The 21,680-nt window shown below is 71.6% G+C and carries 24 protein-coding genes and 1 pseudogene; 11 read left to right on the forward strand and 14 right to left on the reverse strand.

Annotation, left to right across the window (positions count from 1 at the left end; all coding sequences use genetic code 11):
• Positions 1 to 11: 11 nt before the first annotated feature.
• Positions 12 to 896 carry an SDR family NAD(P)-dependent oxidoreductase gene (locus IEY95_RS19990; protein WP_189187429.1) on the reverse strand — a complete coding sequence of 295 codons (885 nt, stop codon included), beginning with the start codon at positions 894 to 896 and terminating at the stop codon, positions 12 to 14.
• Positions 896 to 1,693, reverse strand: coding sequence for an acetoacetate decarboxylase family protein (locus IEY95_RS19995; RefSeq protein WP_189187430.1), 798 nt, complete (start codon positions 1,691 to 1,693; stop codon positions 896 to 898). Before IEY95_RS19995 ends, IEY95_RS19990 begins: the two co-directional genes overlap by 1 nt.
• A gap of 123 nt (positions 1,694 to 1,816) precedes the next feature.
• Between IEY95_RS19995 and IEY95_RS20000 the strand changes: the two genes are divergently transcribed.
• The 7 genes from IEY95_RS20000 to IEY95_RS20030 all read left to right on the forward strand — a co-directional run bounded on the left by IEY95_RS20000 (position 1,817) and on the right by IEY95_RS20030 (position 8,204).
• Positions 1,817 to 2,434, forward strand: coding sequence for a TetR/AcrR family transcriptional regulator (locus tag IEY95_RS20000; protein WP_189187431.1), 618 nt, complete (start codon positions 1,817 to 1,819; stop codon positions 2,432 to 2,434).
• Between the two features lie 200 nt (positions 2,435 to 2,634).
• On the forward strand, positions 2,635 to 2,862 hold the full coding sequence (locus tag IEY95_RS20005) for a hypothetical protein (RefSeq protein WP_189187432.1): 228 nt from the start codon (positions 2,635 to 2,637) through the stop codon (positions 2,860 to 2,862).
• A gap of 199 nt (positions 2,863 to 3,061) precedes the next feature.
• Positions 3,062 to 4,063, forward strand: a complete 1,002-nt coding sequence (locus IEY95_RS20010) for a DEDDh family exonuclease (protein WP_189187433.1) — start codon at positions 3,062 to 3,064, stop codon at positions 4,061 to 4,063.
• Positions 4,064 to 4,308: 245 nt separating this feature from the next.
• Positions 4,309 to 4,542 carry a metallothionein gene (locus IEY95_RS20015; RefSeq protein WP_054232337.1) on the forward strand — a complete coding sequence of 78 codons (234 nt, stop codon included), beginning with the start codon at positions 4,309 to 4,311 and terminating at the stop codon, positions 4,540 to 4,542.
• A 140-nt stretch (positions 4,543 to 4,682) separates the two neighbouring features.
• Positions 4,683 to 5,474 (forward strand): SURF1 family cytochrome oxidase biogenesis protein, encoded by a 792-nt coding sequence (locus IEY95_RS20020; protein WP_189187778.1) that lies wholly within the window; start codon positions 4,683 to 4,685, stop codon positions 5,472 to 5,474.
• Between the two features lie 82 nt (positions 5,475 to 5,556).
• Positions 5,557 to 7,443: a glycoside hydrolase family 15 protein gene (locus IEY95_RS20025; protein WP_189187434.1), complete on the forward strand. Its 1,887-nt coding sequence runs from the start codon at positions 5,557 to 5,559 to the stop codon at positions 7,441 to 7,443.
• 5 nt (positions 7,444 to 7,448) lie between these two features.
• Complete coding sequence (locus tag IEY95_RS20030; protein WP_189187435.1) at positions 7,449 to 8,204, forward strand: SDR family oxidoreductase; 756 nt, start codon at positions 7,449 to 7,451, stop codon at positions 8,202 to 8,204.
• A gap of 89 nt (positions 8,205 to 8,293) precedes the next feature.
• Here the strand turns inward: IEY95_RS20030 and amaP are convergent, their stop codons facing one another.
• The 5 genes from amaP to IEY95_RS20055 form a co-directional block, all read right to left on the reverse strand.
• Positions 8,294 to 8,881, reverse strand: a complete 588-nt coding sequence (amaP, locus tag IEY95_RS20035; protein WP_189187436.1) for an alkaline shock response membrane anchor protein AmaP — start codon at positions 8,879 to 8,881, stop codon at positions 8,294 to 8,296.
• The gene (locus tag IEY95_RS20040; RefSeq protein WP_189187437.1) at positions 8,878 to 9,552 is read right to left on the reverse strand and encodes a DUF6286 domain-containing protein; all 675 of its coding nucleotides are present in this window, start codon (positions 9,550 to 9,552) and stop codon (positions 8,878 to 8,880) included. Before IEY95_RS20040 ends, amaP begins: the two co-directional genes overlap by 4 nt.
• Positions 9,549 to 9,971 (reverse strand): Asp23/Gls24 family envelope stress response protein, encoded by a 423-nt coding sequence (locus IEY95_RS20045; protein ID WP_373294496.1) that lies wholly within the window; start codon positions 9,969 to 9,971, stop codon positions 9,549 to 9,551. Before IEY95_RS20045 ends, IEY95_RS20040 begins: the two co-directional genes overlap by 4 nt.
• Before the next feature lie 3 nt (positions 9,972 to 9,974).
• Complete coding sequence (locus tag IEY95_RS20050; protein ID WP_189187438.1) at positions 9,975 to 10,160, reverse strand: hypothetical protein; 186 nt, start codon at positions 10,158 to 10,160, stop codon at positions 9,975 to 9,977.
• An 85-nt stretch (positions 10,161 to 10,245) separates the two neighbouring features.
• Complete coding sequence (locus IEY95_RS20055) at positions 10,246 to 10,734, reverse strand: Asp23/Gls24 family envelope stress response protein (protein WP_189187439.1); 489 nt, start codon at positions 10,732 to 10,734, stop codon at positions 10,246 to 10,248.
• Positions 10,735 to 10,821: 87 nt separating this feature from the next.
• On the opposite strand from IEY95_RS20055, the gene IEY95_RS20060 reads away from it, so the two are divergent.
• Entirely contained in the window at positions 10,822 to 11,556 is a 735-nt protein-coding gene (locus tag IEY95_RS20060) for a nucleopolyhedrovirus P10 family protein (protein WP_189187440.1), read from the forward strand.
• Between the two features lie 89 nt (positions 11,557 to 11,645).
• Here the strand turns inward: IEY95_RS20060 and IEY95_RS20065 are convergent, their stop codons facing one another.
• The 4 genes from IEY95_RS20065 to IEY95_RS20080 all read right to left on the reverse strand — a co-directional run bounded on the left by IEY95_RS20065 (position 11,646) and on the right by IEY95_RS20080 (position 15,913).
• Entirely contained in the window at positions 11,646 to 12,437 is a 792-nt protein-coding gene (locus IEY95_RS20065) for an enoyl-CoA hydratase/isomerase family protein (RefSeq protein WP_189187441.1), read from the reverse strand.
• Between the two features lie 146 nt (positions 12,438 to 12,583).
• Positions 12,584 to 12,805 (reverse strand): helix-turn-helix domain-containing protein, encoded by a 222-nt coding sequence (locus IEY95_RS20070; RefSeq protein ID WP_006123601.1) that lies wholly within the window; start codon positions 12,803 to 12,805, stop codon positions 12,584 to 12,586.
• Positions 12,806 to 13,176: 371 nt separating this feature from the next.
• On the reverse strand, positions 13,177 to 14,775 hold the full coding sequence (locus IEY95_RS20075) for an ABC-F family ATP-binding cassette domain-containing protein (protein ID WP_189187442.1): 1,599 nt from the start codon (positions 14,773 to 14,775) through the stop codon (positions 13,177 to 13,179).
• 91 nt (positions 14,776 to 14,866) lie between these two features.
• Positions 14,867 to 15,913, reverse strand: coding sequence for a PQQ-binding-like beta-propeller repeat protein (locus IEY95_RS20080; protein ID WP_189187443.1), 1,047 nt, complete (start codon positions 15,911 to 15,913; stop codon positions 14,867 to 14,869).
• 187 nt (positions 15,914 to 16,100) lie between these two features.
• Between IEY95_RS20080 and IEY95_RS20085 the strand changes: the two are divergent.
• Positions 16,101 to 16,403 (forward strand): annotated as a pseudogene (locus IEY95_RS20085) (KPN_02809 family neutral zinc metallopeptidase); the annotation flags it as partial.
• Between the two features lie 134 nt (positions 16,404 to 16,537).
• Positions 16,538 to 16,960, forward strand: coding sequence for a VOC family protein (locus IEY95_RS20090; RefSeq protein ID WP_189187444.1), 423 nt, complete (start codon positions 16,538 to 16,540; stop codon positions 16,958 to 16,960).
• Between the two features lie 44 nt (positions 16,961 to 17,004).
• Here IEY95_RS20090 and IEY95_RS20095 read toward each other — a convergent pair whose 3' ends face one another.
• From IEY95_RS20095 to IEY95_RS20105, 3 genes are all read right to left on the reverse strand, one after another.
• Positions 17,005 to 18,411, reverse strand: coding sequence for a hypothetical protein (locus IEY95_RS20095; protein WP_189187445.1), 1,407 nt, complete (start codon positions 18,409 to 18,411; stop codon positions 17,005 to 17,007).
• Between the two features lie 215 nt (positions 18,412 to 18,626).
• The gene (locus IEY95_RS20100; RefSeq protein ID WP_189187446.1) at positions 18,627 to 19,754 is read right to left on the reverse strand and encodes an alpha/beta hydrolase family protein; all 1,128 of its coding nucleotides are present in this window, start codon (positions 19,752 to 19,754) and stop codon (positions 18,627 to 18,629) included.
• Between the two features lie 145 nt (positions 19,755 to 19,899).
• A complete protein-coding gene (locus tag IEY95_RS20105) occupies positions 19,900 to 20,631 on the reverse strand; it encodes a class II aldolase/adducin family protein (RefSeq protein ID WP_189187447.1) in 732 nt (243 codons plus the stop codon).
• Positions 20,632 to 20,827: 196 nt separating this feature from the next.
• On the opposite strand from IEY95_RS20105, the gene IEY95_RS20110 reads away from it, so the two are divergent.
• Positions 20,828 to 21,577, forward strand: a complete 750-nt coding sequence (locus tag IEY95_RS20110) for a lysozyme (protein WP_189187448.1) — start codon at positions 20,828 to 20,830, stop codon at positions 21,575 to 21,577.
• The last annotated feature ends 103 nt before the right edge of the window (positions 21,578 to 21,680 follow it).

A 21,680-nucleotide genomic window follows, 5' to 3' on the forward strand; every position in this document is an offset into this window, starting at 1 on the left:
CGCCTGCCTCCTCAGTCGAGAATGAAGTTCTCCAGGTACGACGGTTCGGAGCGGTCGAGCATCGACTGCGACCGCGCCCGGATCTGCCGGTCGCTGTGCTCGCTCTCGGGCAGCAGCCAGAAGCGGTCCTGTCGGATCCCCTCGGCGACGAGGTCGGCGACCTCCTCGACGGGCGTGAACCGCACCTCGTGGCCCGCCTCCTTCATCGCGGCCTCCCACTGGTCGAGGCTGCGGTACGGGGTCTTTCTGGGCCGCTGCTTCGCGTACCGCGTCGGCCGGTTGCGGTGCGACTCCCACAGGCCCGTACGGAGCATGTGGGGCCCCGGGAAGAGCACGGACGCGCCCACGCGCGCGTGCTCCGCCTTCAGGTGGGCGTACAGCGATTCGGTCATCGTCACCACGGCCGCCTTGGTGATGGCGTACACGGAGGCGGTGGGCAGCGGGGCGATTCCGCCGTCCCCGGAGGAGGTGTTGACGACGTGGCCCGGCTCTCCCTGGGCGATCATCCGCGGGACGAACGCCTGGATGCCGTGGAAGACCCCCCAGACATTGACGGCGAACGCCCACTTCCAGTCGTTCGGGTCGTGCTCCCACATGCGGCCCTCGGCGCCGGATCCGACCCCGGCGTTGTTGCACAGCACGTGCACGGCGCCGTACTTCTCGTACGCGGCCTCGGCGAGCGCGACGACCTCGGAGCGCTCGCCGACGTCCACCACGCGCGCGTGCACGTCGGCGCCGTCCTCCCGCAGCTCGGCGGCGGCCTTCTCCAGGGCGCTCTCCTCGACGTCCGCGAGGACCACCTTCAGACCGTCCGCCGCGAACCGCCGTGCCATCGCGAGCCCGATCCCGCTCGCCGCGCCGGTGACGACGGCGACCTGTCCTTCCCCGAGCTCCATCAGACGCTTCCCTCCGGCGGCCCGTCGAGGATCTGCTGCGGATCGTCGTAGCGCTGGTGGATGTACGGCAACAGAGCCTGGGCGCTGACCCGTTCGACGACCTTGCCCTGCTGGTCCGTGGTCTTCTCGCCGATGGTGATCTCGACGAGTTCGCGTACCGGGAGATCGGCGACCGGGTCGTACATCGACTCGCGCAGGACCACGTCCCCGGTGACGCGCTCCAGCTTGCGCACCTTCTCGTTGCGCAGGCAGTGCACCAGGACGGGGTCGGCGTCGAAGCCCGAACCGTCCACCGCGGGAAGGAACTTGAAGTAGAAGTCGGTCTTCTGGGCGGGCTCGGGCAGCGGCAGGTCACCACTGACCGCGCCGCGCACCTCGACGAACGCGATGCCGTGCCGGGCGAGTGCGGCGCGGACGACCAGGCCGTCACGCTCGACCGTCACCTCGCCGAGCTTCTTGGGTTCCCCGAAGACCTCGCGGCCGCCGATGAGGGCCCGCTCATGGGTCATCGGCATGACGAGCGGGTACCAGCCCTCGACGCCGTCGTGCGCGGCGGCCACGGCGAACGAGCCCGCGCCCAGCGGGTATCCCGGCAGATCGACCTTGCTGATGTTCACCCGCACCAGGGGCCGCCCGGTGGGTTTCAGCGGAGGCGGCAGCACCGCCGCGACCGCGTCCGGATCGCTCTCCCAGACGGCCACCACCCCGGTGGACCAGATGTCGGGGAGCTTGGAACTCGCGGTGCGCGCGGCGGCGATCTCCGCCTCGGTCCGTGCTCCGTACCTCACTCGTGACATGTCGTACCGCCCTTCACCCAAGGCATCGACGGTTCCTGATGGTTCGTCACTGGCACCTGTAACACAGTTACAGCAGACTCCGCGAAGGGTAAATACACGTGCGGACACGGACTTGGGAGCACCATGGGAAGACCGGCACTCACGCGCGACGAGGTCCTGGAGACCGCCGCCGGGCTCGTGAAGCAGCACGGCCCGGACGCCCTGACGATGCGCAAGCTCGCCGCCGAGCTGGGCACCGCGGTGACCTCGATCTACTGGCACGTCGGCAATCGGGAGTCGTTGCTCGACGCACTCGTGGAGCGGACCGTCGCGGACCTCGGCGTGATCCGACCCACCGGGCGCACGCCGGCGCAGCGCATCGTGTCGGTGGCCCGCGCCCTGCGCCGACAGCTGCGCGACCATCCGCACCTCGTCGCGATGGTGCACGAACGCGGCCTGACCGAGCGGATGTTCCTGCCCGCCCAGCGGGCCCTGGTGCACGAGGTGCACGCCACGGGGCTGCGGGGCGCCCGCGCGGCCGAGGTCGTACGGGCCGTGCAGTTCCAGGTCGTCGGCTTCGTCCTGGTCGAGCGCAACCGCGAGCGCGCGCCGGTCCAGCAGCCCGCCGAGGAGCAGCTGTGGGACAGCGAGACCGCGGAGGACGATCCGGGCCTGGCTCGTGCGCTGGCCGCGCCGGTCGACCAGGAACGGCTGTTCGTCACCTCCGTACGGGCGTTGGTGGAAGCACTGCTCGCACGCTGATCCGGACGTCGAACAACAACCGTCCCCTGCGAGCGGCTCCTCGGCACCTTCACCGGCTTCTCGGCACCTTCGCCGGCTCCTCGGCACCTTCGTCGGCTCCTCGGCGCTGCCCTCGAAGGACAGCCGCCAACCGTCGCGGGACCCTCGGACGATACGCCGGCGCCACGACCTGGAGGGCGAGCCGTGCATCCACGATGCCGATGCCGGTGGATCCGGAGGGCCGCACGCTCGCCTCACGCGTCCGCCGTCCGGAGCCCCGGGAGTGGGGACGCCCCCGGGAGGGCGCGGAGGCGCTCGCCGCCGAGACGGCCGTCGAGAAGCATGCGCCGCTCGCCCTCGTGCACGGTGGCGCAGCCCCGGAGGGCGCGACCGGGTCCGCGTACCGGCCGCTGCGGGACGGGGCGAGGGCCGCGGTCCGGAGCCGCTGACGGCGGGTGACCCCGCGGCGGCACGAGGCCGAGAGCTCGCGGCGACGCCGGGCCGATGGGCGGGCGCGCGTCAACTCCGTGGCCGAGCGGTGCCCTTGCGGGGTCCACGCGCGCGTAGCCGTGTCCGGGGCCCTGGGAGCCCCGCGTTCCGGGAAGGCGACGGCCTGACTGTCAGTCGTGGCCCGTATCCTCAGTGACCATGCTCGAAGACCTCACGACCGCAGCGTCCCCAGCCTCCTGGCCGGCCGCGTATCCGCAGGGGTACGCGGTCGTTGACGTGGAGACCACAGGCCTGGCCCGCGACGACCGGATCATCTCGGCCGCCGTCTACCGGCTGGACGCACGCGGTGAGGTCCAGGACCACTGGTACACGATGGTCAACCCGGAGCGGGACCCGGGCCCGGTGTGGATCCACGGCTTGACGAGCGAGATGCTCGAGGGGGCACCGCTCTTCCATGACATCGCCGAGGAGTTCGCCGACCGGCTCGCCGACCGCGTGCTGGTCGCTCACAACGCGGTCTTCGACTGGTCGATGATCGCGCGGGAGTACGCGCGCGCGGAGCGCGAGGCGCCGGTCCGTCAGCGGCTGTGCACCATCGCCCTCTCCAAGGAGCTGGGGCTGCCGCTGCCCAACCACAAGCTGGAGTCGCTGGCCGCGCACTTCGGAGTCGTCCAGCAGCGGGCGCACCATGCGCTGGACGACGCACGCGTGCTCGCGGAGGCCTTCCGGCCGAGCCTTCGCGCGGCCGCGCGCGGCGGGGTGCGGCTGCCGCTGCTGGAGTGCCGGCCGCTCAAGGAGTGGTCCGACAGCCCCGCGACGCCGCGGATCGTGCGCCAGGCGGGCGGTTACCCGTCCGGGAGCGGCTACCCGTCCGGGAGTTGGCGCCCTTCCCGTAAACGCCCCGCATGCCCCTATCCCAACCCAGGTCGCTACGAAGAGGGCAGACCTCTCAAGCAGGGCATGCGGGTCGCGTTCTCCGGGGACACCTCCGTCGACCGCGAACTGCTGGAGGACCGTGCCGTCGAGGCCGGGCTGCATGTCGCGACGAGCCTGTCCCGCCTCACCAGCCTGCTCGTCACCAATGACCCGGATTCCAGTACGTCGAAGGTGGTCAAGGCCAAGCAGTTCGGCACACCGGTGATCGACGAGGCGGCGTTCGGCCAGCTGCTGCGGGACGTGGAGCCGGCGACGGAGAGGTGACCCGGCGGCCGCCGACGGACGAGCGAAGGCCACTGACGAACGACGGGCGGCCACCGGCGGAGGACCGAGGGCCGGTGACGGACACCCCGCGGCCACCGACGGACCGCCGGAGCCCTGACGGGCGGACCGGGAACCGCCGAGGCCTCCGACGGGCGGAAGAGGGCTGACGGACGTACGGGTGATTGGCGGGCGACTCGCCCGGCGCTCGCTCGCCCGGGCCGCGTCGGCCCCCCACCCTGTGGCGCATGGCGAGATGTGAAGTATGTGGCAATGACTACGGCATGACGTTCGAGGTGCACGCGCAGGGCGCGGTGCACGTCTTCGACTGCTTCTCCTGCGCGATCCACCGGATGGCCCCCATCTGCGAGCACTGTCGCGTCCAGATCATCGGCCAAGGGGTCGAGGTCGAGGGCCACTGGTTCTGCGGCGCGCACTGCGCCCGCGCGGAGGGGAAGGTGGGGATCATCGACAAGGTCTGAACCTCGCCACCCGGCCCGGCACGGGGTGGCGCCCCGAGCCCGGCACGGAGCGGTGCCCCGAGCCCGGCACGCGGCATCGGCACGGCCCTCGTCGGGACCCTCCCGTCGGGGGCCGAATCATGCCGAGTACCGTCAATGGGGTGTACCGCTTCCTGTTGACCCGGCAGTGGGTGATCCTCACCCTCGTGACCCTCGCGCTCATCCCGACGATGATCCGACTGGGCTACTGGCAGCTGCACCGCCATGAACACAAGGTCGCGCTGAACAAGGTGATCTCCGACTCACTGGCCGCCGAGCCGGTGCCCGCCGAGTCGCTCAGCGCGCCGGGACAGCACATCAAGCACGACGACCTCTACCGCCGGGTGACGGCGAAGGGGCACTTCGACACCGCGCACGAAGAGGTCATACGCCGCCGTACCAACTCCGACGGCGAGGTCGGCTACCACGTCCTGACCCCGTTCGTCCTGGACGACGGCCGGGTCCTCATCGTCAACCGGGGCTGGATTCCGGCGAACGGCGCACAGACCGCGTTCCCGAAGATCCCGGCGCCCTCGACGGGCGAGATCACCGTCACCGGGCGGCTCATGGCCGACGAGACGACCGCCGACAGCGGCATCAAGAACGTCCAGGGCCTGCCCGACCGTCAGGTCATGCTGATCAGCAGCGAGCAGCAGGCGCAGCGGCTCGGTAAGCAGGTCCTCGGCGGCTACATCGAGCAGACCGCACCGGAACCCAAGGGCGACTCCCCCGAGCTGATCCCCGACCCCGAGCACAGCGACATCGGCCCGCACATGGCGTACGCGATCCAGTGGTGGCTGTTCTCGGCGGGCGTTCCCGTGGGCTGGGTGATCCTGGTCCGCCGCGAGCGCCGCGACCGGACGGAGGCCGCGGCAGCGGAGGCCACACCGGAAACGGCCGCGGCGGCCGTCTAGGAGCTGGGCCGCTCCCTGACGGAGGGTTCGCGCCACTCTGGCGGCCCGATTGACCGCCGCTCCCCTTGGGAACCCGTCCACCGTGCAGCAACGCATCGAGGACTACGCGCTCATCGGCGACGAACAGACCGCGGCTCTGGTGGGCCGTGACGGCTCCGTCGACTGGCTGTGTCTGCCCCGCTTCGATTCCGGGGCCTGTTTCGCCGCGCTCCTTGGCGACGAGGACAACGGACACTGGCGCATCGCGCCCAAGGACGCGGGCGCCTGCACCCGGCGCGCGTACCGTCCGGACACGCTCGTGCTCGACACCGAGTGGGACACGGACGAGGGCTCGGTCCGGGTGACCGACCTGATGCCACAGCGCGAGCACGCGCCCGATCTCGTACGCGTCATCGAGGGGCTGAGCGGCCGGGTCACGATGCGCAGCCTGCTCCGGCTGCGCTTCGACTACGGCTCGATCGTGCCCTGGATGCGCCGGGCGGACGGCCACCGCGTGGCGGTCGCGGGCCCCGACTCGGTCTGGCTGCGCAGCGAGCCGCCCGTGCACACCTGGGGCAAGGACTTCTGTACGTACTCGGAGTTCACGGTCGAAGAGGGCGAGAAGGTCGCCTTCGTCCTGACCTGGCACCCCTCGCACCAGCCGCGTCCGCCTCTCTGCAACCCCTTCGAGGCGCTGCGCACCAGCGTCGAGGACTGGCAGGCGTGGGCGGCGCGCTGCCGCTACGACGGGCCGCACCGGGACATCGTCATGCGCTCCCTGATCACCCTCAAGGCCCTCACCTATGCGCCGACCGGCGGCATCGTGGCCGCCCCCACCACCTCGCTCCCCGAAGAGCTGGGCGGCGTCCGCAACTGGGACTACCGCTACTGCTGGCTGCGCGACTCCACGCTCACACTCGGCGCGCTCGTGGAGGCCGGCTACCTCGAGGAGGCCGAGGCCTGGCGCGACTGGCTGCTGCGCGCGGTCGCGGGCGACCCGGCCGACCTGCAGATCATGTACGGCCTCGCCGGCGAGCGTCGGCTGTCCGAGTACGAACTGCCGTGGCTGCCCGGCTACGCGGGCTCGTGCCCGGTCCGGGTCGGCAACGACGCCGTGCAGCAGCTTCAGCTCGACGTGTACGGCGAGGTCATCGACTCGCTCACGCTGGCCCGGCGTTCGGGCCTGCCCTCCAAGCCGCACATGTGGCGGGTGCAGGTCGCGCTGATGGAGTTCCTGCGGACGGCGTGGCGGCAGCCGGACGAGGGGATCTGGGAGGTACGCGGCCCGCGCCGGCACTTCGTGTACTCGAAGGTCATGGCCTGGGTGGCCGCCGACCGCGCCGTACGCGCCCTGGAGGACGACCCGAAGCTGGAGGGCGACCTGGAGGGCTGGCGCGCGATGCGCGACGAGGTGCACCGGGAGGTGTGCGAGCGCGGCTACGACGCGGAACGGAACACTTTCACGCAGTCCTACGGTTCATCCGAGCTGGACGCCTCGCTCCTGCTCATCCCCCATGTCGGCTTCCTGCCGCCCGACGATCCGCGGGTCCTCGGCACGATCGCCGCGGTGCGCGAAGATCTCGGTCACAACGGCTTCCTGCGCCGCTACAGCGTCGAGCAGACCCGGATCAGCGTGGAGGAGCAGACCCGGGTCAGCATCGAGCAGACCGGCACGGACTCGACCACCATCAGCGCCGAGCAGACGGGCGTCGGCACCGAGCAGTCCGCCCTGGACGGGCTGCCGGGCGGGGAGGGCACGTTCCTCGTCTGCTCATTCTGGCTCGCGGAGGCGCTGCATCTGACGGGTCGTACGGAGGAAGCCCGTGAGATGTTCGAGCGGCTGGTGCTGCTGGCCAACGACGTGGGCCTGCTCTCCGAGGAGTACGACCCCGTCGCCTGCCGCCAGGTCGGCAACTTCCCGCAGGCGTTCAGCCATATCGGCCTGGTGGGTACCGCCCTCGCCCTGTTCGGGGGCGAGCAGGCAGGATAGGGGCCATGGATCTTGGACTGAAGGACCGTGTGTACGTCGTCACGGGCGCCACCCGTGGCCTGGGCAACGCCGCCGCGCGGGAACTCGTCGCCGACGGTGCGAAGGTGATCGTGACGGGGCGCGACGAGAAGAACGTCGCCGACGCCGCGTCCGCGCTCGGCCCGAACGCGGTCGGGGTCGCGGCCGACAACGCCGCCCCGGAAGCCGCGGCCCGGCTGATCGCCGCCGCCCGTGAGCACTTCGGCGGCTTCGACGGCATCCTGATCAGCGTCGGCGGCCCGCCGCCCGGGTTCGTCGCCGACAACACGGACGAGCAGTGGACGGCCGCGTTCGAGACGGTCTTCCTGGGGGCGGTGCGGCTGGCCCGTGCGGCCGCCGCGGAGCTCGGCGAGGGCGGTGTCATCGGTTTCGTGCTGTCCGGCTCGGTGCACGAGCCGATCCCCGGGCTGACCGTCTCCAACGGTCTGCGCCCCGGTCTCGCGGGCTTCGCCAAGTCACTCGCGGACGAGCTGGGCCCACGCGGAATCCGCGTGGTCGGCCTGCTCCCGTCCCGTATCGACACCGACCGCGTCCGCGAACTCGACGGCTACTCCGCGGATCCGGAGGCCACCCGCGCGGCCAACGAGGCCCGCATTCCGCTGCGCCGCTACGGCACCCCGGAGGAGTTCGGCCGCACCTCCGCGTTCCTGCTCTCGCCGGCGGCGTCGTACCTCACCGGCATCATGCTGCCGGTGGACGGCGGAATGCGGCACGGCTTCTGAGTCCCTGACCGACAGCGTCCTGGCTCCCGCGTCCCGGGCGACGGCGCCTTGGGCGACAGCGTCCTGGGCGACAGCGTCCTGGGCGAAGCTCAACTGACCCGTTGGGCACGGTGCTTGACCCCGCGGAGGCGTACCTCCGCGGGGAGAGCGGCGAGGCCCACCGAGTCCCGCGCGTGCGCCAGCGCCTCGTCCGTCAGCAGGTGCAGGGCCTGCCCGGGGTCCACATGGGGTTCCAGCAGGAGCTGCACCCGCGCCTCGGGCGCGCTGCGCCGTCCGGTCAGCAGGACCTCTGCCTGCTCGACGCCGTCCAACTGCGTCGCCTCGGTGGCCAGTACGCCTTCCAGGGCCCGCCCGCGCAGCAGCGCGCCCTCGCCGTCGCCCGTGTCGACGAGTACCTCGGCGAGCCGGCGCCGCCGCAGCACGGCCGCCAGCCACCACAGGGACAGCAGCACCAGAATCGCGAGGCCGGCGATGACGGCGGGCCACCACCAGCCCTGGTCCCGCCACCGGGTCCGCTCGGCCTGGCTGAGCAGAACGTCGTGCTGCCCGTCGTGGATCCACCAGGAAGGCGGGTTCGCGCCGAGCCCGACGGCGAGCACGGAGCCGCCGAGGGCGAGCAGCCCCAGACCGACCATCCCGAGCAGCACGCGGTTGACCATCCGGAGCACCGGCCTCACCCCTTCCGTCCGGGCCGCCGGACGTGCACCGACAGCGCGGGCTGCCGGGCGAGCCCGAGCCCCCTGATGCCGTCGGCGAGCGTGGCGTCCAAGTCGGCGCGTACGTCGTCGAGTTCACGGAAGTGCGAGACCGCGCGGACGTCGGCCTTCATACGTCCCATCCGCACCCGGACCGACTGCACCCCGGCGACCTCCATGGCCCGGTCGCGCAGTGCCATCGCGGCGGCGCCCCGGTGCAGCCCGGCCCGGACGTCGGTATGGGTGCGCCGCATCGGCAGGACGTCGCGCAGTCCGGGCGTGACGGCGAGGACGATCAGCCAGAGGCCGAGGGCGGCCGCGACTCCCGCGCCGACGAGCACCCAGGTGTCGTCGAGGGGCCGTTCGGCGAGCTGCCGAGCCAGCGACCTGCGCCAGTGCATGGCGGGCCGGTGGGCTCGTACCGCCGCGACGTCGTACAGGAAGGCGCCCGCGACGACGAGGATCAGCACGGCGAGGATGCCCGCGGGGATGCGGCGCGTGGACCAGAAACGGCCCTGGCCGCCGTCCTCGTCGTCCACGGCGTGCAACGGTTCGTAGGCCGCCGCGGAGGCGGACTGCCCGAGCGTGCTCTCACCCGCCTTCTCCAGGACAGGCATGCGCTGGGTGCTGTCGGAGCCCTGGGACTCGCTCATCGCGTCCTCCCCTGTGCCGCGCCGGGCGCGGGCGCCAGATGCAGCCGCTCCACCTGGACGGCCACCTCCGGCACTTCCATCCCCGCCAACGCCCTTACCCGCTCGGCGACGTGATGACGCACCGCGTTGCACCGGCCACCGATGTCGGAGGGGTAGTCGAGTTCGATACTGATGTGAACGCGGGCGCTGTCGACGGGGGTCTCCCCTGCTCGGGCGGAGCCGGGAGCTTGGGGACGTACCACCACGCTCGCGTGCGGGGGCACGGCGTCCGGGGGCAGCGCCGGAAGCACCTCGCGCGCCGCCTGCGCGGCGATCTTCGCGACGACCCGGTCGGCGATCCGGGTCGCGCCCCGCTCTGCCGCCGCGACGACCGTCCCCGTCCGCCGCGTCTCACCGAGCCGGTCCACATGGTCTGGCACGCGTCACCGCCTTCGGTGGTCGCGGGTGTGGAAGAAGTCGCCGACGTCCAGGTCCCCCTCCAGGAACCGCCCGACGACGAACCCGATGGCCCCCAGCGCGGCCACCAGCAGGAAGGCCCCGAATCCGCCGAAGTACCCGGCGAAGCCCAGCGCCATTCCGGCGATCATGCCGATCACGGCCAAGCTCATGGTGCGCTCCTCAGCAGTTCGGTGGCCGAGTGATCACTAGTCGTTCGGTGGCCGAGCGGTCGGCTCCGGTTCGGTGACTGGGCGGTCACACGAGCCGCGGCTCCGGCTCCTCGTCTTCTTCCTCGGGAAGCTTCACATCACTCACCGCGATGTTGACCTCGACGACTTCCAGCCCCGTCATGCGCTCGACCGCAGCGATGACGTTCTCGCGCACGGCGTGGGCCACGTCGGAGATCGATACGCCGTAGTCGACGACGATCTCCAGGTCGAGCGCGGTCTGCAACTCACCGACCTCGGCTTTCACACCCCGAGAGACGGACTTGGAACCGCCGGGCACACGATCGCGCACCGCCCCGAAGGTCCGGCTCAGTCCGCTGCCCATCGCATGCACACCGAGCACATCACGGGCCGCGAGCCCGGCGATCTTCTCCACGACGCCGTCGGCGATCGTGGTCCGTCCCCGGGTGGCGGGATCACCGCCGCCCCGCTTAGTGACACCGGGCTTACGGGTCTGGGGCGACCCCTGCTCGCCGGCGGGGGTCTCCGTCCGGTCCGGCTCCGTCATGTCGGTCATGGCCGTACGTCCCTTTCGGTCGTCCTCCTTCACCCACAGTAAGTGGGGTTGCGCGGTCGCGCGCCGGGGATGCGGCAGGCTGGAGCAATGACGGCGGAACGGTGGACGCAGGCGGTACGGCACCAGCTCGGGCTCGGCAGACTGCTGCCCCTCGGCCTCCCGCGCGACGGCGCGTGGATCATGGAGGGCGCGGCCACCTCGGTACTGAGGCGCACGGCCGATCCCGTGCGCGGCGTGCGACTCGGCACGCTCCGGATCTCACTCGCCGACCCGGACGAGACGTACGAGCCCGCCGTGCCTCCCCCACCCGGCGCGCTGCCGCCCGGTCCCCTCCGCATCACCGCGGAGTTCGTGGCGAGGACGGATCCCTCCGCCCCGGGCGTGGAGCCGCTCCCGGCGACAGCGGCCCGCCTGCGCCGTGCCCTGGCCGCGGCGGCGACGGAACGCCTCGGTCTGACGGTCAGGGAAGTGGATCTACGAGTGACAGGGCTGCTCGACGAGGACGAGCCCCCCGTCGCCGTACGCCCCGACGAGGTGCGAGAGGCCGGTGAGCCGACGGACCCCGAGGAGGCACGGGCAGCGACAGCCGCCCTGTCGGTCCCGGGTGTGACGCACCTGACGGACCTCCTGGGCCGCCCGATGCACATCGAGGACGCGCGGGGTGGCGGGGACCCCGCCCTGCCGCGCCGCCACGTCCGCGTCGAACTCGCGGTCGCGGCGGACGAGCGGACCGTGGAGGTGGCAAGGGCCGTCAGAACGGCGGTTGCGGAGACCCTGACGGACACGCCGTCAGTGGCAGTCCTGGTAACCGCCGTGCACTGAAGCGCCCTTATAGGGGCGCGGGGAAAAGTGCGTAGCGGCGCGCGGAACCGCGCGACCAGCCTCCACGGACCCGCAGCCCCAAGAAGGCCTTACTCACCCACCCCGGCAAGGTCCCGAAGCCGCCGAGCCTGAGCAGCACGCTCAGCAACCCGCTGCTCCTCGTAGGACCGCTCCTGCGCCCCGCGCAGCAACGCCTTCGTCTCGATGACGGCATCCCGCGGCGCGGCAAGCAGCGCGGCGGCAAGGTCACGCACCGCGTCGTCGAGCTGCTCGCCGGGCACCGCAAGGTTGGCGAGCCCCGTGCGCTCGGCCTCCTCGGCCGGCACGAAACGCCCCGTCGCGCAGATTTCGAGCGCGCGTGCGTACCCCACGAGGCTTACCAGCGGATGCGTCCCCGTGAGGTCGGGCACGAGCCCGAGGCTGGTCTCGCGCATGGCGAACTGCACATCGTCCGCGACGACACGCAGATCACAGGCGAGCGCGAGCTGGAACCCCGCACCGATGGCATGCCCCTGCACGGCGGCGATGGACACGATGTCACTGCGCCGCCACCAGGTGAACGCCTCCTGGTACTCGGCGATGGTCGCGTCGAGCTCGGCTTCGGAGCCGCGCGCGAGGTCGATGAACGACGGTTCCCCGTCGAAGCCCTCGGGCGTGAACGCCTGCCGGTCGAGCCCGGCGGAGAAGGACTTGCCCTCGGCGCGCAGGACGACCACACGGACGGAGCCCGGCAGTGACCGGCCGGCCTGCGTCAACGCCCGCCACAGAGCAGGACTCTGGGCGTTGCGCTTGGTCGGGTTGGTCAGCGTCACCGTGGCGATCGCGTCGTCGACGGTGAGCCGTACGCCGTCCTTGTCGAATACCGGGTCGAGCGAAGCCATGGGGCGCCTCCGATGAGTGCGGTCGGATCAGATGCGTACCCCATGAGGAACACGTGGGACACACCTAAGTGACTGCACAGTAACCACCCGGTCGATCACCCGACCGACCGGGTGGTTACTACCGAAGCCGATGGGGACGCCCGGCCTCAGGCCGAGGCGGCCTTCTTGCCCCGCGTCGCTCCGCCACGCCCTCGGAGCGTGACGCCCGACTCGCTGAGCATCCGGTGCACGAAGCCATACGAGCGGCCGGTCTCTTCGGCCAGCGCCCGGATGCTCGCACCGGAGTCGTACTTCTTCTTCAGGTCTGCCGCGAGCTTGTCGCGCGCGGCGCCGGTCACCCGGCTGCCCTTCTTCAGAGTCTCGGCCACCCGTGCCTCCTCATGGGAAGTGCGCTCTGGACTCTCATGATCACCCCTCACGGGCCTCATGGCCACCCATTCGGCAAGGTCCGTAAGACAAGGTTTTGACGACAGGAGCCCATCCCCACGAATGGAATTTCTGGTTCCGGCTGTCGTCGTCCGTACGGCCGAACGGGTTCCTTCGCGAAGTACCTGGTCAGCGACGCGAGACGGCCGAGCCCTTGGGAACAAAGGGCTCGGCCGCGAAATCGATGTAGGACACACCTCGGTACGAGGAGATCTCACACAGATGATGGATCACGGATCGGCCGAATGATCCATACGCAGTGGATCAGTCATTCGATCAAGCCCCGCTGACATGCTCGGGGCCGGGGCCGCGGTTATGCCAGCGCGACCAGATCCGCGTAGTCGGCGCCCCACAGGTCCTCGACGCCGTCCGGCAGCAGGATGATCCGCTCCGGCTGGAGCGCCTCGACGGCGCCCTCGTCATGGGTGACGAGGACGACGGCACCCTTGTACGTGCGCAGCGCACCGAGGATCTCCTCGCGGCTGGCCGGGTCCAGGTTGTTCGTCGGCTCGTCGAGCAGGAGGACGTTGGCGGAGGAGACCACGAGGGTCGCGAGCGCGAGTCGGGTCTTCTCGCCACCGGACAGGACGCCGGCCGGCTTGTCGACGTCGTCGCCGGAGAACAGGAACGAGCCGAGCGTCTTGCGGACCTCGACCAGGTCGAGGTCGGGGGCGGCGGAGCGCATGTTCTCCAGGACCGTGCGCTCCGGGTCGAGGGTCTCGTGCTCCTGCGCGTAGTAGCCGAGCTTGAGGCCGTGGCCCTGCACGACCTCGCCGGTGTCGGGGGTCTCGACGCCGCCGAGGAGCCTGAGGAGGGTCGTCTTCCCGGCGCCGTTCAGGCCGAGGATGACGACGCGGGAGCCCTTGTCGATGGCCAGGTCGACATCGGTGAAGATCTCCAGGGAGCCGTACGACTTCGACAGGCTCTCGGCGGTGAGCGGGGTCTTGCCGCAGGGCGCGGGCTCCGGGAAGCGCAGCTTGGCGACCTTGTCGGAGGCGCGGACCGCTTCGAGTCCGGCGAGCAGCCGGTCGGCGCGCTTGGCCATGTTCTGCGCGGCGACCGTCTTGGTGGCCTTGGCGCGCATCTTGTCGGCCTGCGCGTTCAGCGCGGCGGCCTTCTTCTCGGCGTTCTGGCGCTCGCGCTTGCGACGCTTCTCGTCCGCCTCGCGCTGCTGCTGGTAGAGCTTCCAGCCCATGTTGTAGACGTCGATCTGGGCGCGGTTGGCGTCCAGATAGAAGACCTTGTTGACGACCGTCTCGACGAGGTCGACGTCGTGGGAGATCACGATGAAGCCGCCACGGTAGGTCTTCAGGTAGTCGCGCAGCCAGACGATCGAGTCGGCGTCGAGGTGGTTGGTCGGCTCGTCGAGCAGCAGCGTGTCCGCGTCCGAGAAGAGGATGCGGGCCAGCTCGATACGGCGGCGCTGACCACCGGAGAGGGTGTGCAGGGGCTGGCCGAGCACGCGGTCGGGCAGGTTGAGCGCGGCGGCGATGGTGGCGGCCTCGGCCTCGGCGGCGTACCCGCCCTTGGTGAGGAACTCCGTCTCCTGGCGCTCGTACTGCCTCAGGGCCTTCTCGCGGGTGGCGCCCGTGCCATTGGCGATGCGCTGCTCGTTGTCCCGCATCTTGCGGATCAGGGTGTCCAGGCCGCGCGCGGACAGGATGCGGTCGCGGGCGAGCACGTCGAGGTCGCCGGTGCGCGGGTCCTGCGGGAGGTAGCCGACCTCGCCGGAGCGCGCGACGTTGCCGGCGGCGGGGATGCCCTCACCCGCGAGGACCTTGGTCAGGGTCGTCTTGCCCGCCCCATTGCGGCCGACCAGGCCGATGCGGTCGCCCTTGGCGATACGGAAGGTGGCGGACTCGATGAGGATGCGGGCGCCGGCGCGCAGCTCGATGGCGGAGGCGGAGATCACGGACAGACTCCAGGGCAGGGTCGTTGGCGGGGTGGACGGCTGAGGACGTTCCCGCCGTCTAATGCGCGAGGAGAATGGCCATGGGCCAAGTCTAACGGGGCCGTGCAACCACTTTTTCTGTGTGCGGGTGTTCGACACTGTGATGCTCGCCCCGCCGCTCGTTGTCCAGCGGCGTCCGGTCCGCGGTGATCCTGCCCAGCTCGTCCACCGCGACGATCTCGCCGGTCCAGCTGTCGGTGGCCGCACAAGGCTGCGCGATCAGCAGCGCCGTACGGACACGCACCGCGCGCGCGGGCTCGAAGGCGCAGCCCTGGCGGGCGGGCAGCACCCAGCGCAGGTCGCCGTCGGCGATGCGGTACGCGGCGACGCGCTGCGGGGTGACGACGGCGAGCATGCGGGGGCCGAGGATCCGCAGCACGCCGCCGCCCCGGTGGGCAGCGAGCCAGGGGGCGGCCCCGGGAAGGGCCCGATGCCAGCGGACCGCGCTGCCGTCGCCGCGAACGGTGGCGGTGACCAGCCCGTCGTCCCAGAGCGCGATCGCGTCCCCGCGCGCGGGGACGACGGCCATCGGACGCCGTCCCTCTCGCGTGTACGTCCACCGGGGGCGCCCGGTTCCTTCGTCGTACGCCTCGACGGTGGCCCCTGTCGTCCGCAGCGAGGGTCGGTCCCCACCGTCCACGCGCGCGTGGACGGTGACGTGGTCTCCGTAGGGGGCGGTCCGGGCCTGGTGGTGCGCTGCCGCGAGGAGCGGGACTGCGAGGAGGAGGGCGAGGGTCGTGGGGAGGAAACGACGCAGGGCGCGGCCCGCGGGAGCGGGGGAAGGAAGTCGCTCGGCCGGCGCGGGGCGCGGACCGGTGGAGGTGGTCCGCGGGGCGGGCTCGGTGCGAGGCGGTCGCGGCGACGAGACACACTCCGCGCGAACGAGTCGCGGCGAGACGGACTCCGCATGCGTCGATCGCGGCAGCAGCGCGGACTCCGCATGCGCCGGTCGCGGCAGCAGCGCGGACTCCGCATGGGTCGCTCGCGGCAGCGGAGCGGTGCCGCGGGTGGGAGTGTGGGGAGTGGGCCCGGTCGGGGTGGCCTGTGGATGCCGGGCAGGTGCCTCCGGATCCGTCACCTCGATCGGCAGAACGACCACCTTGCCCCCTCGCACCACAGCCCACGGATCCGGCGCAGAGCGTAGACGCGGGTGGGCAGGAGGGCCGTCGGGACACGGCGGGCCGGCGCAAGCGCATCCCCCGTTCGGACCTCCGCCCGGGGCCGCGGGCCTGGGGGCGTACGAGGATGACGCAAGAGAGCGACGTACGGCAGAGGGTGGTGTGCCCATGCAGTTCGACGACGACGCCGACCTGGACACATCCGAGGTCCAGGATGTGCGCGGCAGTCGAATACCCGGCGGCAGAGCGACCATCGGAGGTGGCCTCGCCGGCCTGCTCGCACTGCTCATCGGACTCTTCTTCGGAATCGGCCCCGACGAACTCGGGCTCTCCTCCGGGAGCGACCAGCCCGCGTCGACCTCCTCCTCCCTCGCGCAGCTCCAGCAGACCTGCAAGAAGGGAAGCGACGCGAACGCCAGGGAGGACTGCCGCACGGTGGCGGTGGTCAACAGCACGGGCGACATGGCGCGTTGCAACACCCTCCGCTGAGCCCGGAACGCAGACGGCTTCCGCTCGCCGGGTGTTGTCAGTGCCCGGTGCCAGACTGGGCAACAGGTCGGATTCCGGCGGCGGTTCCGGCGGCGCGACGAGAAGGAGTGATCGGCATGGCAGGCATGGACGGCGGGCGCCCGAGCATCTACCCGACACTGCTGTACGCGGACGCGAAGGCGGCGATCAGGCAGCTCACGGAAGCCTTCGGCTTCAGCGAGGCGTCGGTGTACGAGAGCGACGAGGGCGGGGTCACCACGGTGATGCACGCCGAACTGGTGCAGGGCAATGGCGCGGTGATGCTCGGATCCAAGGGCCGCGGCGGCATCTTCGACACCGCGATGAAGGACGCGGGCCCGACCTCGGTGTACGTGGTCGTGGACGACGTCGACTCGCACCACCAGCGGGCCGTGGACCACGGCGCCGAGATCCTGATGCCCCCGACGGACCAGGACTACGGCTCGCGGGACTACATGGCCCGGGACCTCGAGGGAAATATCTGGAGCTTCGGCACGTACGCCCCCGAGATAGGGGCGTAGGACCCCGGTCGGCTCCCTCGCCGGTTCCCTCCCCGGCTCCCCCGTCAGCTTCCTCCGGTGTGCACCTGGAAGGCGGCCCGGCGGACGGCCTTGGCGAGCGCCGGGTCCGGGTGCGCGGCGGCGAGCGCGACCAGGACCTGCACGGTGCGGGGGTGCCCGACCGCGCGTACCTCGTCGAGGAGTGCGGGCACGGTGGGCTGCACCGCGGACTCCAAGTGCCGTACGAGGAGCGGGGCTTCACCGTGGTCGGCGACGGCGGCGGCGGTGTCGATCCACAGCCAGGTGACCTCCTCGCGGGTGAGCACCTCGTGGGCGTCCTCGGGGTCGTGACCGTCGTGCTCGGCGAGCCACAGCAGGGCGTAGGGACGCAGCGAGGTCTCCTCGGCCACGGCGCGCACGTCGGGCTCGGCGGGGGCGCCGACCACGCGCAGCGCCTCGAAGGCGAGACCTCGGGTGAGGGCGTCCTCGCCACGGGCGGCGTCGAGGAGTTCGGTGACGGCGCTCCCGACGGGACGGGCGGCCAGCCAGGCGCGGTACTCGGCACGGGCCGCGTTCGGGCGCAGCTGGGCGCAGCCGCGGAGCATGTCCTCGGCGGACTGCTCGATGTTCCCGGCGGGGCTCTGCGCGGCGACGCAGATCTGCTCCAGCTTGACCCAGACCGCCCAGCTGCCGAGCGGGGTGAGGGTGGCCTGGCCGTCGGCGCAGGTGAGCGCGCCCACGGAGGCGAGGGCGTGCAGGGCCCAGTCGAGGAGCGGGGCGAGGGGGGCGTCCGCGGCGTCGGGTGCGCCCTGCGGGGCGGGCTCCGGCTGGGGGCCGTAGGGGATTTCGCAGCGCTCGGTGCGCAGTTCCGTGACGCGCTGTTCGAGGAGATCGAGGAGTTGTTCCACGGGGACGGGCCCCGCGGAGAGCTGGAGGAAGGAGAGCACCTGAGGCATCGCGGAGACGACCTCGGCGACGGCGGCGGGTTCGCGGTCCGCGGGCTCCGGATACGCGAGCGACCAGGCGTCGAAGAGGGCGACCCAGCCGCGCAGCACGGCGCTGTCGTCGCGGTTCCAGGCGCGCAGCCGCCAGCCCGGGCGGGCGCTGTCGCCATGTACCTCGACAAGACCCGCCAGGCGTGCGGTGTCCCAGTCGGCGCGCACTTGAGCCGGGGTCAGCCCGAGGTCGGCGGCGGCCCGTTCGGCGGTGGTGTCGGAGAGGGTGCCCTTGCTGTCGGGGGTCGCACCGTCGCGCCCCGGGCGCAGGGCGGCGTCGGCCCAGCGGGCGACACGGGCCGCGCCGGACAGGCCGATCCGCGCCTTGCGGGCCAGTTCCGCGAGCGGCGGTGTGCCCTCGGGCGGCCGCGGTGCGGGGCGGGGCGTGCGGCGCTGGGTCACCGCTCGGGGGGCGGCGGCCAGGGGCCGCGGGCTGACGAGTCGGAGCCTGGAGTCGCGCGGGTTACGGGACGTCACGGGTGCAGTCTTCCGGTTGACAGTCCGAAAACCCAAACGGAATGTCACGGCAGGCGACGGGGGCGGTGAGCGCGGGGGGTTCTCGGGGCGCTCGGCAAGCGGGAACGAGCCCTCGCGAGAGTTGTCCGGAGCCGAACCGGAAGGGCGCCGTCGGGTTCGCCGGGGTGCTTCGTGCGGACCTGCTGTCCGACTCCCTCGAAGGCGTGTCGAGGCGCTCACATCAGAGGGGTGAGGAAGCGGCGCAGGGCCTCTTCGTAGCCTTCCGGGTCGGCGTTCCACATGGCGCCGTGCGGGGCCTGCGGGACCGTGTGCAGGGTGACCAGGTCCGGGCGGCGGTGCGCGAGGCGGCGTGAGGTGTCCCAGGGGGCGATGGTGTCGTCCGGGCCGTGCAGCACCAAGGTGGGCACCTTGAGGTGGTCGGGGTGCGCGGCGTACTCGATGCGGTTGCCGTGCAGGCCCGTGCGCCCCTGAGCGGCGCGCACCGCGAGGGGCAGCAGGGCGCTGGGGGTGCGGCGCGCCGTGGCGAGGGCGCGCAGCGTGGTCTCCCAGCTCAGGACCGGTGAGTCCAGGACCAGGCCGGAGATCCGCTCACGCAGGGCGGAGTGCGCGGCGGCACGCAGGGCCATGGTGGCGCCGACGGACCACCCGTACAGGACGACCTGCTCGGCGCCGTACCGCACGGCGTAGCGGATGGCCGCGTCGAGGTCGCGCCATTCGGTCTCGCCGAGGTGGTTGAGGCCGTCCGGGGAGCGGGGTGCGCCGAGGTCGCCGCGGTAGGCGAGGTCGAGTACCGGGAAGTGGTGGCGGCTCAGGAACTCCATCACGTTCATCGGATGCTCGCGGGTGGCGCCCAGGCCGTGCACGGTGATCACCCAGGTGTCACGGACGGCGGGCACGAACCAGGCGGGCAGAGCTCCGAGTTCGCCGGGTATGTCGACGTCGGCGTGGGCGAGACCGAGGGCGGAGCTCGGGTCGCCGACGTGCAGGTTCGGGGTGAGCCACACCTTGTCGCCGGGTTCCAGGGAGCCGTGGGTGATCCGTTCGAGGCGGCGTACGACCGTGTCGACGGTGTGGGGTGTCCCCTTCATGACCGGTCCGACGACCGCGTGGGAGCCGTCGCCGGCGAGGCCGTACGTGCCCGGGCGCTGGGAGGCGAGGTCCCGCGTGAGCGTGATCCCGCCCGCCGTCGTGGCGTGCACGGTGAGCCGGGGCTCGGTGGGCAGGGGCTTGCCGGGCGACACCTTCAACGCGGCGTCGCTCGCGAACCGGCCCGCCGCCACCGAGGCCGCGCCCGCGGCGATCGCTACGGTGACGGCTGCTGCCGTGGCTCTGATGGTGCGCACGCGTCCAGTCTCCCGGGGGAGCCCGCTATCGGCCAGCGGGAGCGGGGCTCGGATGACGTGCTCCGCCCAAGTCGGGGCCTGTGCGCTCTGTGGTGCGGGTGGTGCGGCATCGCCGGATTCGTCCGTCTCGTCAGCCCGCCGTCGCTCAGCCCCGCTGCCCGTACCCCCGCAGCCGCTCCCCCGCCTCCCGGGTCTGCTGGGGTGACAGCAGCGTGGGGGTCAGGCCCGGGACCGAGGAGGCCAGGAGCCAGACGCGGGACATCCACTCCAGCTGGGCCGTGCGGTCGTACGCCCGGTTCAAGGAGTCTCCGTAGGCGATGGTGCCGTGGTTCTGGAGAAGGCAGGCGGTGCGGTCGGCGAGGGCCTGGAGCATGTTCTCGGCCAACTCCGGAGTGCCGTATGTCGCATAAGGGGCAACACGGACCGGCCCACCGAGAGCGCCCGCCATGTAGTGGATCAGGGGGAGCTCGGGGACGAGCGTGGAAACCGCCGTCGCGTGCGCGGCATGGGTATGGACGACGGCGCGCGCGTCGGTGGCGCGGTAGATCGCGAGGTGCATCGGCAGTTCGCTCGTCGGAAGAAGCGAACCGAGCACCTGCCGGCCGTCGAGATCGACGCCGACGACGTCGTCGGGCGCCAGCCGGTCGTACGGCACTCCCGTGGGTGTGACCAGGACGGTGCCGCCGACCCGTACCGACACATTGCCCGACGTACCGACGACCAGCCCGTCGGCCACCGTGCGGCGGGCCGTCAGGACGAGCTCGCCCCACGCCCGTTCCACCGCGTCCCGCGTGCCCCTCGCGTCCAACTCGCCCCGTCCAGGCGCATCCTGTGCGTCCTCCCGCACGTCCCGTGCGTCCTGTCGCTGCTCAGCCATGCCGCGATCCTGCCAGGCGCGGACGTCAACACGCCGTACGCGAGGGCACTTTAGGGCGGAACGTGCGCGTCCGTAAGGTCGCATATGGGCATACATCCCCCTCTATTGTTGATTGGCTGGCGATCGACGGGCATGCACTGACCTTCAAGTAACCTCTGGGGGATTTGTCGTGCACGTCGCCATTCCGGGGGGAAATATGGCCCGTGATCACAAACCATTCCGTCGCCGTGCCCGCGTCGTCGCGGCAACGGCCATCGTGGGGGCGCTCACCGCGGGTGGGACCGCCCTCGTCGCGGTTCCGGCCTCCGCGGCGAGCAAGCCCAAGGGGCACGACGTCTCCTCGCACCAGAAGAACGTCGACTGGCAGAGCGCGAAAGCAAAGGGCGCCCGGTTCGTCTATGTCAAGGCGACCGAGTCCCACACGTACCGCAACCCCTACTTCAGCCGGCAGTACAACGGCGCGCGCAACGCGGGCATCCTCCACGGCGCCTATCACTTCGCCGTGCCGAACAAGTCGTCCGGCACCGCCCAGGCCGCGTACTTCGTGCGCAACGGCGGCGCCTGGCGCTCGGACGGCTGGACGCTGCCGCCCGCGCTGGACATCGAGTACAACCCGTACAGCAAGCACAAGTGCTACGGCCTGAGCAAGGCCAGGATGGTGAGCTGGATCAAGGCGTTCAGCGACGAGGTCAAGCGGGAGACCGGCCGCCGGCCGGTCATCTACACGACCACGCACTGGTGGAACAACTGCACCGGCGGCAGTCGCGCCTTCGCCGCGAACCACGCCCTGTGGCTCGCACGCTACGACTCGGCGGACGCGGGTGCGCTGCCCGCCGGATGGTCGTACTGGACGTTCTGGCAGTACGACAACAGCGGCAGCCTGCCGGGTGACCAGAATCTCTTCAACGGATCCATGACCGCGCTCAGGAGGCTCGCGCGGGGCTAGAGGCTCATGGCGGAGCCCGATATTCCGCCTCTGTTCGAGATGCCTGGCCGCTTCTTCGCCACAAGCGGAGGGGCGGTCCGCCATGTGAGACACCCCACGGACC

Origin of the sequence: Streptomyces albiflavescens, from assembly GCF_014645835.1 — a bacterium.
Classification (GTDB): domain Bacteria; phylum Actinomycetota; class Actinomycetes; order Streptomycetales; family Streptomycetaceae; genus Streptomyces; species Streptomyces albiflavescens.